The organism is Amycolatopsis sp. NPDC021455 (assembly GCF_040640995.1).
Classification (GTDB): domain Bacteria; phylum Actinomycetota; class Actinomycetes; order Mycobacteriales; family Pseudonocardiaceae; genus Amycolatopsis.
This window is the reverse complement of the sequence record NZ_JBFACT010000001.1, coordinates 420,521-433,702: the sequence shown is the minus strand read 5'-3', so window position 1 is coordinate 433,702 and position 13,182 is coordinate 420,521. Positions and strand designations below refer to the sequence as shown.

8 protein-coding genes are annotated in these 13,182 nt (G+C 72.1%); 4 read left to right on the top strand and 4 right to left on the bottom strand.

Features of this window, described 5'->3' with window-relative positions; all coding sequences use genetic code 11:
* Positions 1–90: 90 nt before the first annotated feature.
* Positions 91–4,101 carry a type VII secretion protein EccCa gene (gene eccCa / locus AB0G28_RS02355; protein ID WP_361082104.1) on the bottom strand — a complete coding sequence of 1,337 codons (4,011 nt, stop codon included), beginning with the start codon at positions 4,099–4,101 and terminating at the stop codon, positions 91–93.
* Between the two features lie 459 nt (positions 4,102–4,560).
* On the opposite strand from eccCa, the gene eccD reads away from it, so the two are divergent.
* Positions 4,561–5,925, top strand: a complete 1,365-nt coding sequence (eccD, locus tag AB0G28_RS02350; protein ID WP_361082102.1) for a type VII secretion integral membrane protein EccD — start codon at positions 4,561–4,563, stop codon at positions 5,923–5,925.
* A gap of 20 nt (positions 5,926–5,945) precedes the next feature.
* Positions 5,946–7,556 (top strand): type VII secretion-associated serine protease mycosin, encoded by a 1,611-nt coding sequence (gene mycP / locus AB0G28_RS02345; RefSeq protein WP_361082100.1) that lies wholly within the window; start codon positions 5,946–5,948, stop codon positions 7,554–7,556.
* A 4-nt stretch (positions 7,557–7,560) separates the two neighbouring features.
* On the opposite strand, the gene AB0G28_RS02340 is transcribed toward mycP, so the two are convergent.
* The 3 genes from AB0G28_RS02340 to eccB form a co-directional block, all read right to left on the bottom strand.
* Positions 7,561–8,628: an endo-1,4-beta-glucanase gene (locus AB0G28_RS02340; RefSeq protein WP_361082098.1), complete on the bottom strand. Its 1,068-nt coding sequence runs from the start codon at positions 8,626–8,628 to the stop codon at positions 7,561–7,563.
* Positions 8,625–8,945: a hypothetical protein gene (locus AB0G28_RS02335; protein WP_361082096.1), complete on the bottom strand. Its 321-nt coding sequence runs from the start codon at positions 8,943–8,945 to the stop codon at positions 8,625–8,627. The genes AB0G28_RS02340 and AB0G28_RS02335 overlap by 4 nt, the downstream gene beginning before the upstream one ends.
* Before the next feature lie 63 nt (positions 8,946–9,008).
* Positions 9,009–10,649 (bottom strand): type VII secretion protein EccB, encoded by a 1,641-nt coding sequence (gene eccB / locus AB0G28_RS02330; protein WP_361082095.1) that lies wholly within the window; start codon positions 10,647–10,649, stop codon positions 9,009–9,011.
* A gap of 519 nt (positions 10,650–11,168) precedes the next feature.
* On the opposite strand from eccB, the gene eccE reads away from it, so the two are divergent.
* On the top strand, positions 11,169–12,404 hold the full coding sequence (gene eccE, locus AB0G28_RS02325; protein WP_361082360.1) for a type VII secretion protein EccE: 1,236 nt from the start codon (positions 11,169–11,171) through the stop codon (positions 12,402–12,404).
* Complete coding sequence (locus AB0G28_RS02320; protein WP_361082093.1) at positions 12,401–13,120, top strand: hypothetical protein; 720 nt, start codon at positions 12,401–12,403, stop codon at positions 13,118–13,120. Before eccE ends, AB0G28_RS02320 begins: the two co-directional genes overlap by 4 nt.
* Positions 13,121–13,182 lie beyond the last annotated feature (62 nt).

Here is a 13,182-nt window from a genome sequence, read left to right as displayed (position 1 = left end):
CAGGCGGGGCGCGCCCTCGGGAAGGAACCTACCCCCTGCCCGCGGGCGCCCCGCCGTCGTACTCAGTCGGGACAACTCAGTCGGGACAACTCAGTCGGGCTGGATCCACGAGACCTGCATCAGCTGCTTGCCGTTCTTCCGGGTCAGCAGGTTGCCCCGGCCGGGCGGCATCGCGCTCGGCTTGATGTTGCCGATCAGCGCGCCTTCGTCGCGGGAACCGTTCATGACCATGCCCGGCGCCGCGATCTCCTTGAGCTTGCCGATGATCGGGTCGTACATCGCCTTGCTCGCGCCACCGGTGCGCCGCACGACCACCAGGTGCAGGCCGACGTCCTTGGCCTGGGCCAGGAAGTCGGAGAGCTTCCGCAGCGGGTTGTTCGACGACGTCGCCACCAGGTCGTAGTCGTCGACGAGGATGAACAGCTCCGGCCCCTTCCACCAGGACCGGGTCTTCAGCTGCTCCTGCGTGACGTCCGGGCCCGGCAGGCGCCGCGTCATCGAGTTGAAGACGTCGCCGACCATGCTCTCCAGCTGGTTCGCCGACACCGCGTACCCGAGCAGCGAGTCGCCCTGGACGAAGCCGAGCATCGTGCGCCGGTAGTCGACGAGCAGGATCAGCGCTTCCTGGGCGGTGTAGCGCTCCGAGATGCCCCGGGCGATCTGCCGCAGCAGGTTGGTCTTCCCCGACTCGCCGTCCGCGAACGCGTAGAAGTGCGGCTCGGCGTTGAAGTCGAGGTAGATCGGCTGCAGGTCCTCCTCGTTGACCCCGATCGGGATCAGCTTGGAGTCCCGGGCGCTGTCGATCTTGAGCACCTCTTCGTAGGTGATCAGCTCCGGCAGCAGGCGGACCTGCGGCGCGACGCGGCCACGCCACGCGCCCCGGATCTTCGCCACGGCGTCGGCCACGCCGGCGGCGATCGTCTCCGGGTCGCTCGACCCGTCGATCCGCGGCAGGCCGCCGAGCATGTGCAGCTTTTCGCGGGTCAGGCCCCGGCCCGGCCGCCCGGCCGGGATGTTGACCGCGACCCGGCGGTCGATGTCCGACTCGGTCGGGTCACCGAGGCGCAGCTCGAACCGGGTGCCCAGCATGTCCTTGATCGCCGGGCGGATGTCCGCCCACCGGTTGGCGGCGATGATCACGTGCACGCCGTAGGACAGACCCTGCGTGGCGAGCCGGGTGATCGTCGTCTCGAGCTCTTCGAAGTCGTCGCGCAGGGCCCGCCAGTTGTCGACGACGAGGAACGCGTCGCCGAACGGGTCCTGGTCCGGCCGGATCTCGCCGCGGCGCTTGCGGTTGCGGAACTCGGTCATCGAGTCGATCCCCATCGCCCCGAACCGGCCTTCCCGCTCGCTGAGCAGGGTGGTCAGCTCGGCCACGATCCGGCGGGCCTTGTCCGGCTCGCGCCGCGCGACCGCGACGCCGCCGACGTGCGGCAGGTCCGCGAGACCGGCCAGCGTGCCACCACCGAGGTCGAGGCAGTAGAACTGCGCCTCTTCCGGCGTGTGCGTCAGCGCCATCGACATGATCAGCGTCCGCAGCATCGTCGACTTGCCCGACTGCGGGCCGCCGACGATCACGCCGTGGCCGGCCGCGCCGGAGAAGTCGGCCCACAGCGGGTCGCGCCGCTGCTCGTACGGGCGGTCGATGATGCCCAGCGGCACCTGCAGCCGCCCGTTGCCGAAGAAGCCGACCGGGGACAGGCCGCGGTCGTCGGTCGGGTTCAGGTTCGGCAGCAGCGTGTCGAGCGAGTTCGGGTCCTTCAGCGGCGGCAGCCACACCTCGTGCGCCGGCGGGCCCTGCCCGATCAGCCGCGACACGATGACGTCGAGCTCGCTCGGTTCGACCGCCTCTTCGGACTGCGGCTGCTGCTGCACCGGGGCTTCGATCTGCTGCGGCTCGGGCTCCTTCGGCAGCTCGACGAAGTCCGGGACGAACAGCTGCGGCCGCTTGTCCGCGCGGACCACGGTCGCCGCCGGGCCCGCCGCCTTGATGCCGGCCGGCCGGTAGGGACCCGAGACGTAGGACGCCTTGAACCGCACCAGCGTCGACGTGTCGTACTTCAAGTAGCCACCACCGGGGACCGACGGCAGCTCGAACGCGTCCGGCACGCCGATCGCGGCGCGGGACTCCGCCGCCGAGAACGTCTTGAGGCCGATCCGGTACGACAGGTGCGAGTCGAGACCGCGCAGCTTGCCCTCTTCGAGGCGCTGCGAGGCGAGCAGCATGTGCATCTGCAGCGACCGGCCCAGCCGGCCGATGGCGACGAACAGGTCGATGAAGTCCGGCTTCGCGCTCAGCAGTTCGGAGAACTCGTCGCAGACGATGAACAGCGCGGGCAGCGGGTCGAGATCGGCGCCGTTTTCGCGCGCCTTCTCGTATTCCCAGACGTTCTTGAAGTTGCCGCCGTTCTTCAGCGCTTCCTGGCGCCGGTTCATCTCGCCGGCCAGCGCGTCCTTCATGCGGTCGACCAGCGTGACCTCGTCCGCGAGGTTGGTGATGACCGCGGATACGTGCGGGGCCTTGTCGAGGCCCAGGAACGTCGCGCCACCCTTGAAGTCGACGAGGACGAAGTTCAACGTCGAAGACGAGTGCGTCGCCAGCAGGCCCAGCACCAGGGTGCGGAGGAACTCGGACTTACCGGAACCGGTGGCGCCGATGCAGAGGCCGTGCGGGCCCATGCCTTCGGCGGCGGCTTCCTTGATGTCCAGCTCGACCGGCTGGCCGTACTCGCCGACGCCGAACGGGACGCGGTAGCGGTCGCGGATCGGGCGCGGCCGCCACGCCTGCTGGACGTCGAAGGTCATCGGGTCGCCGGGGATGCCCAGCAGCTCCAGCAGCGACGGGTTGGACAGCAGCGGCTCTTCGTCGCCGACGTCCTGGCCCGCGGCGCCGCCGACGCGGTACGGCGAGATCAGGCGGGCCAGCGACTCGGTCTCGACCAGGCTGAGGGTGTCCGGCCGGCCGAACCACTCGACGCCGCCGGCGCTGCGCGCACCCAGCCTGTCGGGCTCGACGACCAGGCGGAGGCCGCGGCGGGCGGCGAGGTTGCCCAGGGAGTCGGACAGGTCGATCAGCGTGACGCCGACCAGGCCCTCCTCGAGCACGATCTGCTCTTCCCGGGTGACTTCGGCGTCGTCGATGATGATCACGACGTGCGGCTGGTCCGGCGCCGGGGTGGCGTTGCGGGAGAAGCGCTGGCGGTCACGCAGCTCTTCGTCGAGCCAGTCTTCGATCTGGGCCAGCGAGCCGGCCATCATGCGGAGCTGGCCGATGCCGTCGGCCAGCGTGGGGTGCTGGACGTGCGGCAGCCACTTCGCCCACTCCCACTCCTCCTTCGCGCGGCCCGCGGTGGCGACCGCGATCAGCACGTCGTCGGGGCTGTGGAAGGAAACCAGCTGCGCGAGCATCGCGCGGGTGAGGCCGCGGGTCAGGGCGCGGTCGCCCTGCATGCTCACCGCGGCGAACCCGCGGAGGGTGATCTGGGTCGGCAGATCGGGGACGATCGAGTGCGCGCGCACGAACCGGCGCAGCGCGAGGGTGGCGATCGGCTCCAGCTCGTCGACCGGCCCGGTCTGCGGCGGGACCAGCCGCGTCGCGAGGCGGTGCGAGCTGCGCCCGACGCGCAGGTGCAGGAAGTCCTGGTCGTTCTGGCGGCGTTCCCACATCCGGCGGCTGGCGGCCAGCGACCAGAGGGACTGCGGGTCGGGGTGCACCCACTCCAGGGCGGCGCGCTGGTCGACCATCGCCTCGCGGGCGCGGTCGCGCATCTGGCCCAGGTAGCGCAGGTAGTCCTTGCGGTCCTCGTCCATCTCGGCGCGCTTGGCGCCGCCGCCCTTGCCACCGCCGCCGGCCATCATCCCGAGCGTCCCGACGACCATCATGCCGCCCATGGCCATCATCATCGGGTTCCGGTTGCTGGCCTGGAACATGAAGACCATCATCCCGAGCGACGCGACGATCATCACGACCGGAAGCGCCTTCATGACGATGTTGCCGGGGATGACCCGGGGCACCTCGGGCGGCGGCTCGAGGTGCACCTCGCCACCCGGCGGCCGCGGTGCCGCCAGCCGCGGCGACTTCTTGAACTGCAGCGTGCTCATCGAAGGACCCCTCATTCAAACTCGACGATGGCGGCCACCGCTTGGTGCGAACAACCTATCGAACGCTTCGTGGGAATTCCGCCGGATGCCCGATCCCCTCGTGAACGCTGCCCTGCCGTCGCCGCCCGAGTGTACGTCCCGCCACCGACAGTGATGCCGCGTTCGGCGGCGGCCTGCCTCGGAAGCGGGTCGGTGAGCTGCCGGCCAGTGTCGCGAATGACTCATTCGGGACGTGCGAGGCCGCCAATGACCCATTCGCGACCACCCCAGCCCCGGCGACCGGCAGGCCCACCACCCGCCACCGGCAGTGATGCCGCGTTCGTGGCCCTGACCTGGTATTGCCGGTGATTTTCAGACGTTCGATGATGCCGGAGCGGGGGTTCGGTATAAGTTCCCCGGGAGACGTCTCATCAGAGCGGGGGCAGTGCGGTGGCTACGGGCACGACAGTTTTCAGCAGGGTGACGGTCGTCGCGCCCTCCACCCGGATCGACGTGGCCCTGCCCGCCGACGTCGCGGTGGCCGACCTCCTGCCGATGCTCCTGGACATGGCCAAGGAGTCGTCGCCGGACGGCGGCGCCCGCCACGGTGGCTGGGCGCTGGCGAAGCTCGGCGACGCCCCGCTCGACCCGAGCCGCACGCTGGCCTCGCTCGGCGTCGTCGACGGTGAGCTGCTGCAGCTGCGCAAGCGCAACGAAAACCCGCCGCCGCCGCTGTACGACGACGTCGTCGACGCGATCGCGGAGTCGACCCCGGACAGCTTCCGCCCGTGGACCAAGGAGACGGCGAACCGCTTCGGGCACGTCGCGGGCGGGCTGGCGCTGGTCGCCGCCGCCATCGCCCTGTTCATGAGCGGGTCGTTCTACGGCGGCAGCGCGCTCGGCGCGGCCATCGCCGGCGGCATCGGCGCGATCGCGTGCGTCGCGGTCGGCGCCACGCTGGCCAAGGCGTACCAGGCGGAGGCGACCGGCGTGCTGATCGCCGCGGCCGGCGGCCTGCCGCTGGCGTTCGTCAGCGGCTTCTACATCGTGCCGGGGCTGTCCCTGCGGGCGAACCTGCTGCTCGGCGCGGTCCTGGTGATCATCGTCGCCTCGGTCTGCATCATGGTCATCGGCGCCGGCATCACGACGTTCATCGCGGCGGCCACCGCGGGCACCTTCGGCGGGCTGGCCTTCCTGTTCGGCACGCTCGTCGCGCACCCCGCGGCCGGCATCGCGGCCGGCACGGTCGCCGTCGCCCTCGCCTGCATCTCGATCCTGCCGCGCGCGACGATCTGGCTCGCGAAGCTGCCGCTGCCGCACGTGCCGAGCAACGCCGAAGAGCTGAAGGAAGACTCCGGCTTCCCCGACTACCGGGCGATCGAGCGCCGCACGGCGGTCGCGCACAACTACATGACCGGCCTGATGGTCGGCTGCGGGGCCACGGTCGCGGTCGCCGCGGTCATCGCCGCCACCGCGCCGGGCGCGTTCGGGATCATCCTCGGCGTCGTCGCGACGCTCGTCCTGCTCCTGCGCGCCCGCGCGTACGCCAACGGCAGCCAGGCGATCGCCCTGCTCACCACGGGCCTGGTCTCGGCTACCGGGATCGCCGCCGGCTGGCTGGTCTCGGCGAGCGCGCAGAACCGCCTGCTCTACGTCTTCGGCGCGCTGGTCCTGCTCGCGGCGGGCGCGCTCGTCGTCGGCGTGATCTTCCCGAACCAGCGGTTCTCGCCGCCGCTGCGGCGCACGGTGGAGATCGTCGAAGCGATCTGCATCGCCTCCGTGCTCCCGCTCGCCCTGGGTGTGATGGACCTCTACACCACCCTGCGGCACCTGAACTTCAAGTGACCGGATCGGGTGAATCTCGGATGGCAGTGGCACGGCGTTTCGGCACCACCCGGCGGACGACGACGGCTCTGCTGGCCGGCACGATCGGCCTGCTGTCCCCGCTGGCCCTGACCGTCCCGGCGGAGGCGCAGGAGGCGCCCGCCGACGGTTACTACGGGGCGCCGCCACCGGTCGACATGGACAAGCTGATCCCGGACTCGGGCCAGCCGGACAAGAAGTACAAGCTGTCGAAGGCGTGCGTGCAGCGCAGCACCCTCGGCCAGAACATCGTGCTCAAGAACCGGCCGTGGGGCCAGGAGTACCTGCAGATCTCGAAGGCGCAGGAGATCGTCAAGGCGGCCACCGGCAGCGTCGGCGGCGGGGTCCGGGTGGCCGTGATCGACACCGGCGTCACGCGGCACCCGTGGTTCCAGAACCGGCTCGAGTCCGGTGGCGAGTACGTCGCGACACCGTCCCAGGGACAGCGACCCGGGCTCGAGGACTGCGACGGCCACGGCACCGAGGTCGCCGGGATCATCGGGGCGAAGCCGGACGACCCCGAGGTCGGGTTCGTCGGCGTCGCGCCGGACGTGACGATCCGGTCCTACCGGCAGCTGAGCGAGAACTACGAGCCCGACACCTCGACTTCGACGCCGCCGCCGAACAGCTCCACCGGCGGCGCGCCACCGTCGTCGAGCGGGTCGAGCACGGCGCCGCCACCCGGCGGCGGCGGTGGCGGCAGTGAAGGCGACGGGACGTCGCCCGGGCAGTCCAACGGCGGCCGCCAGCTCGAGAAGGCGGGCACCGCGGGCACGCTGAAGACGCTCGCCGAGATCATCCGGGGCATCGCCGACCGCAACGAGGCCGACGTCATCAACATGTCGGTCGACAACTGCCGGCCCGCCAACGGCTCGATCACCACCGGCGAACAGCAGGTCCAGGCGGCGGTCCACTACGCGGCGTCGAAGAACATCGTGATCGTCGCGGCCGCCGGGAACGCCACCGACACGTGTCCCCAGAACGACCAGCCGGACGCCCGCAAGCCCAAGACGATCGTGACGCCGCCGTGGTTCGCGGACGACGTGCTGTCGGTGGGCGCGATCGACGAAACCGGCGGCGTGGCGCCGTTCAGCGTGCACGGCCCGTGGGTCGGCGTCGCGGCACCGGGGACGAAGATCATCTCGCTCGACCCGGCCGAGGGCTCGAACAGCCTCGCGAACCTGACGTTCGAAAACGGCGACAAGGCCAGCGAAATCCAGGGCACGAGCTTCGCGGCGCCGTACGTCGCGGGCCTGGCGGCGCTGGTCAAGGCGAAGTACGGGCAGCTCGACGCCAAGGGCATCATCAACCGCATCAAGGAAACGGCCCAGCACCCGGCCGCCCCGGGCGGCCGCGACAACTTCGTCGGCTACGGCGTCATCGACCCGGTGGCGGCGCTGACGCAGGTGCTGCCGTCGGAGGTGGGCAACCAGGCCCCGATGCCGGCCCCGCAGCTGGCCCAGCTCCCGCCGGCGAACGACCGCAGCTCCACCCCGGTGATCGTCGCGCTGGCCGGCACCGCGGGCGGCGTGCTCGCGCTGCTGATCACGTTGTTCGTGATGCACACGATCCGCCGCAACCGCCCGGCCGGAGACACCCCGCCCCGCCGCTGAGCCGTTACTTCGCCGGGGGCTTCTTCTGCTTCGGCGGGGTTTCGTCCTCGCCGATCACCGGGGGTGCCACCAGGCCGGGCTCGCCCAGCAGCTCCGACGGCTTCGTGACCGGCCTCGTCTTCGACTGGCGGCGGGCCTGGCCGCCGCCCATGCCGAACGCGCCGAAGCCCATCATCGGCATCATCGGGACGCCGCCCGACGTCGCCTGGTGGTCCGGGGCGGGCGGGGACGGCGGGGCGGGGGTCTGCTCGCTCTCGGGAGTGCCCGCGCCCGTGTGACGGCCCTCCGCCGGGTCGCTCGCCGCCGACGGCGTCATGACCTCGTCGGCCGGGGCGTCGGCCGGGCCGGACGCCGCAGCCGCGGCCGTGGCCTGCTCGCCCGCTTCGTTCAGGGCGTCGTCGTGCAGCTTGAACCGCTCCTGCGGGTACCGGTGCCGGATCTCGATGGTCCGGGACGCCGCGTCGGGGTCGTCGACGCCGTCGCACAGCCGGTCGAACGCCTCCATGACGTCGCGCGCGGTTTCGTGCAGCGCCTTCGCCGAGTCCTGCGTCTCCTGCAGCTGCGCCCGCGCCCGCTTGGTGCCGCCGCTCGGGAGCAGCATCGTCTCCGACGTCAGCTCCGCCGCGTCCACCAGCACCTCGACGAGGTCGACGACGACGTGGCGCAGTGTCGTCACCATCTCGTCCAGTGCGCCGGCGAGGGTGTCGAGTGCTTCACGGAGGTCGCCGCCCGCCGCGCCGACCTGGCGGATGTACGCGATGAACGAGTCCGCGTCACGCCCTTCCCAGCCCGCGTCGAGCCGGCCGAGCCCGCCGTCCAGGCGCGCCGAGACCCCGGCCGCGACCGACGCGGCCTGGCGGAGGCGGTCCGCCTCCGCGCCGAGATCGGCCCAGCGGCCGACCAGCGGGCGGAAGTACGTCTCGACGGGGTCGATCACGCCCAGCTGCCGCGAGAGGTCCGTGAGGTACGCCAGGTACGGCTCGGCCGCCGCCGTGATGTCCTCGCCCGCGGGCACGGGCACCGGGGTCGTCGGCGGGTGCGGGATGGACTCGGTGGAGCTCTCGGCGATCATCCGTCGAGCCTCCCGGCCCGCTCGATCAGCTCCGCGGCTTCGTCGTCCTGCGCGCCGTGCCGGACCGTCACCTGCCGGAGCGCCTCCGCGGCCGAGCGCAGCGCCTCCGCGCCGTCGGTCAGCTGACGCCGCAACGCGCCCGCCGCGCGGCCGTACGACTCACCGAGCCCCAGCCGGGCCCCCAGTTCGCCGTACGACTCCGCGGTGACGCCCTCACCCCCGACGTCGGCCGCCGCCGCGTCCAAGTCGTCAGCGGCCGCTTCGGCCGTCTTGGCGTACTCGCCGACGACGACGCCGTCCATCCTCAAGCCGGACACGGCACCTCCGCTCACCCGGAACCCCTCGAGCATGTGACGCTCGCGGAGGACCGGTGGTTCCCGTCAGTTACCCGGCTGGCGGGAAGGCGTCGCGTACGTGCCGGCGTTCGGGTCGATCGGCACCGAGTCGAACTGCCGCAGGACGTCCTGCGTGTTCAGCGACGCCCCGGTCGGCAGCAGCCCGATGATCGACTCCGGCGCGGGCTGCCGGTTGTTCATGCCGATCGCGTCCGCGGTCTGGGCGTCCGGGACGCTGTAGCGGATGCCCCGGTCGGAGATCAGCTGGATCTGGCCCTTGCCGAAGCTGGCCTTGCCGGTGGCGGACTGGACCACCGCGGCGAACCCGGGCTTGAGGTAGAAGCCGTTGATCGGCACCCGGTTCGGGCCGGGCGTGGTCATCGTCATCGTGGCGAACTTGTCCCCGGTGCTCTTCTGCCCGGGCAGCTGCGTGTCGACGTACACCGAGGTGTGGGCGTCCTGGTCGGGCCCCGAGCCGGTCAGCGACCAGCCCAGGCACGCGACCGACGAGTTCTTCGTGGCGTCGAGGACCGTCGGGACCGAGCGCGGGAAGTCGTCGACCTGGATGTAGTCGGGGTCGGTGGGCTGCAGGACGTGCGCGCCGGCGAGCCGGTCGAGGCCGAGCGTCTGGATGCTGCCGGAGCTGCCGTTCTTCGCGACGCGGATGATGTCGGCGACCGCGTTCGACACCTGCTGGATGCCGGACCGGGTGATCGCGTAGAAGTTCGCCGGCGCGCCGGCCGGCTGGGTGGCGAAGACGTCACCCGCGGTCAGGCCGTCGAAGTTGCCGGGGGCCGAGCCGCTCGCGATCTTCGGCGGGGTCAGCCTGGCGACCTCGGGGATCGCGTTCAGCAGCCCCTGGCTGATCTTCCGCTGTGTCGAGGGCAGCCGCAGCGCCGTCCGGACGGCGTCGTTGGGGTTGTCGACGTCGATCTCGGCCCGCACGGTGTTCGCGTTCGGCCGGTTGCGCGAGCTCGGCAGCCGGTAGATCAGGTACGTCTTGTTGTTGTCGGCCTTCGCCAGCAACGCGTCGTTCTCGCCCAGCTCGCCGCCGAGGCTGCTCGGCGCGACGCCGCCGAAAACGTAGGTGTTGGTCTTGCCGGTGTCGGGGTTGGGCAGCGAAGGATCGAGCTGAACCTGGTCGCAGACCGCCCAATTGGGGGAAATTCGCTGGGAATCCGACGGGATCAGCTGCGGACCGTCCGGAATTCCGGTCAGTTTGTCGCGCGGAATGGACTCCAGCTGCGCGTCGGAAACGACCGTGGGATTCTTCACACTCTGCGCGCTCGCCGCGGCGGGCGCGGCCGGTGCCGCGGTCGCGCCACCGGTGCCGCCGCTCGACTGCTTCTGCTGGGCCAGCAGGAGGAGCCGGGCCGACGCGAGGTTGAACGTCGGGATCAGCTTCTTCGGGTTCCCCGCCGCCACGACGTAGACCGTGCCGGACTGCTCGCCGATCACGATGTTCCCGGCGTCGGGCACCGACGGCGCCGGGCTGAGCAGCCCCCAGACGACGAAGACGATCATGCCGAGCGCCCCCAGCACGACCCCGACGATGGTGGCCCGCGTGTGGGTGCGCATCGGGTCGTGCAACATCACGGCGTCCCGCCGGACCAGCGCCGACTGCATCCGCCGGAGGACGAACTGATACGCCTGGACCTGAGACTTAGTCGTCGGTGTTGATGGCATTCTCGACCTACAGCTCTCCCCGTCGCGGTACGGTTCCGCAGGATAGCCGTACGGGGACCGTCTGGTGTGGGGTTTCTACCAACTCAAGCTAGTGTCGGACACCCCGGGACCCGGCTTCCGGGTACGCAGCAAGCACGAGGGGAAGAGAAAGCGCGGATGTCCGTCACCAACCCTCCACGTCCGCCCGGGCCCCCGCCGCCCGGCCGCCAGCCGGGCCCGCCGCCGCGGCCGATGAGACCCGGCGGACCCGGTGCGGTTCCCGGCGGACCCGGCCCCGGTGGCGGCCCCGGCGGTCCCGGACGGCCCGCTGTCCCCCCGCGCGGCCCCGGCGGCCCTGTCGGACGTCCCGGCGGCCCTGGAGGGCCTGGTGGCCCCGGGGGTCCGGGCGGTCCCGGTGGCCCGGGTGGTCCCGGCGGACCTGGCGGCCCGGGTGGTCCCGGCGGTGGCGGGCCTGGTGGCCCGAGCGGCCCCCAGGGACCCGACGACAGCGACACGCCCGCTTCCCCGCCCCCGGTGCGGATGGCCCCGCCGGCCCGGCGGCGCTCCTCCGGCGTGAACCTCGGCCCGCTGCCCGTGGCGAACCTCGTCGTGCTGGAGGTCGGCCTCGCGATCGGCCTGGTCCTCCTCGCGATCGACATGTCGCTGAAGTACGTCGGGATCGGCATCCTCGGCTTCGCCCTCATCGTCGCGCTGCTGCGCCGGCGCGGCCGCTGGTTCACCCAGTGGGTCGGGCTGACGCTGCGCTACTCCTTCCGCTCCCACGACCGGGTCGCGAACCCGCTGCCGCCGAGCACCGTCGAGGAGCTGGCCGCCGAGGAGACCACGGTCACCGGGCCCGAAGACGCCCGCGTGAACCTGCTCCGCATCGCCGTGCCGGACCTCGTCGTGGCGCACGGCGTCGACCACGAAGTCCAGCAGGTCGGGCTCGCGTGGAACGACGGCACCTGGACGGCGGTGCTGCTCGTCGAGCCGACGCCGGCGTTGATCACCCAGGCCGACGGTGCCCCGAGCCTGCCGCTGTCGGCGCTCGCGCCGTGCCTCGAAGACCGCGGTGTGGTCCTCGACTCGATCCAGACGATCTGGCACTGCTACCCCGGCAGCGCGGCCCTGCCGTCGGATTCGCCGGCGCTGAGCTCCTACATGGAGGTGCTCGGGCCGCTGCCCGCGGCGGCGCGGCGGACGACGTGGGTCGCCATCCGGCTGGACCCGAAGCGCTGCCCGGCGGCGATCCGCGAGCGCGGCGGCGGCGTCGTCGGCGCCCACCGCGCGCTGATCGGCGCGCTTTCGCGGGTCCGCAACGCGCTGGAGTCCCAGGGCGTGCCGACGCGGCCGCTGGACCCGGACGAGCTGCTGCGCGCGAGCATCTCCGCCGCGGAGCTGACCGCGGTCGCCGGCTCGCCGAACAAGGTGACGTTGCAGGAGCGCTGGTCCGGCGTGACCGCGGCCGGCATCGGGCACGCGAGCTACGCGATCACCGGCTGGCCGAAGGGCAAGATCACCGGCAGCCTGAACGCGCTGACGAGCGTCCGGGCACTGTCGGCGACGCTCGCGATGTCGATCTCCCCGGCGTCCGACGAAGGCAAGATCGGGCTGCGCGGCGTGGTCCGGCTGAGCGCGCGGAACCCGCGTGAGCTCGACGCCGCGGACCAGCGGCTGCAGGGGCTGGCCGAGCGGCTGGACGTCACCCTGACGCCGTTGCGCGGCCTGCAGGTCTCCGCGTTCGCCGCGACGTTGCCGATCGGAGGTACGGCATGACTTCCCGCGTCCGTGACGCCGGGCAGAACACCGGCGTGGCGCCGGAGTTCACCGTCGACCCCGCGATGCTCGACGCGGTCAGCCCGTCGGGCGACCGCGGCGGCATCGTGCTCGGCTCGGGGCTGAAGGGCGAGCCGCTGACGATCTCGGCGCTGCGCTCGACCCCGACCCGCATCGTGCTGGTGGGCGGGCTGTACCTGGCCCGCCAGGTGGCCATGCGCGCGATGGCGGTCGGCGCGTGGGTCGTCGTGGCGACCGGCCGTCCGACCGAGTGGCAGGTGCTCTCCCGGGCGGCGGGCAGCCGCGACGGGCGGCCGTCGCCGCTGGTGCAGATCCGCCGGCTGTCGCCGGTCGAGCTGCCGCGGCCGTCGGAGGACGCGCCGCTGCTGGTGGTCACCGACGGCGGCCCGACGCCACAGGACCTGTTCCCGCCCCGGTCGCCGTGGCAGACGACGATCTACGTGCTCCCGTACCTGCACCCGCAGGCGGGCGCGACGGCCAACGCGGCGGACCTGGTGCTGATGCAGCGTCTCCCGGCCGGCCAGGCCGAGCTGGCGGCCCGGATCTGGCGCCTGCCGCCGCAGATGATGCGCCAGCTGACGACGTTGAACGACGACCAGGTCGTGGCCCTGGGCCGCAACCTCTGGCGCCCGCTGCGCCTGGTGACGACGAGCAAGGAGCAGCAGCTCCTGGGCCCGGTCCGCCGCGGCGACTGAGCGGGGCCCCCTCGGCAAAGGCCGTGAAGGCCTCCTTACCGGCTCTTATAGCCGGGAAGGAG

Bases quoted from the DNA above. Each gene is read 5' to 3' on its own strand.
- eccCa (WP_361082104.1), bottom strand. From the start codon at position 4,101: ATGAGCACGCTGCAGTTCAAGAAGTCGCCGCGGCTGGCGGCACCGCGG.
- mycP (WP_361082100.1), top strand. From the start codon at position 5,946: ATGGCAGTGGCACGGCGTTTCGGCACCACCCGGCGGACGACGACGGCT.
- AB0G28_RS02340 (WP_361082098.1), bottom strand. From the start codon at position 8,628: ATGATCGCCGAGAGCTCCACCGAGTCCATCCCGCACCCGCCGACGACC.
- eccB (WP_361082095.1), bottom strand. From the start codon at position 10,649: ATGCCATCAACACCGACGACTAAGTCTCAGGTCCAGGCGTATCAGTTC.
- eccE (WP_361082360.1), top strand. From the start codon at position 11,169: ATGGCCCCGCCGGCCCGGCGGCGCTCCTCCGGCGTGAACCTCGGCCCG.
- AB0G28_RS02320 (WP_361082093.1), top strand. From the start codon at position 12,401: ATGACTTCCCGCGTCCGTGACGCCGGGCAGAACACCGGCGTGGCGCCG.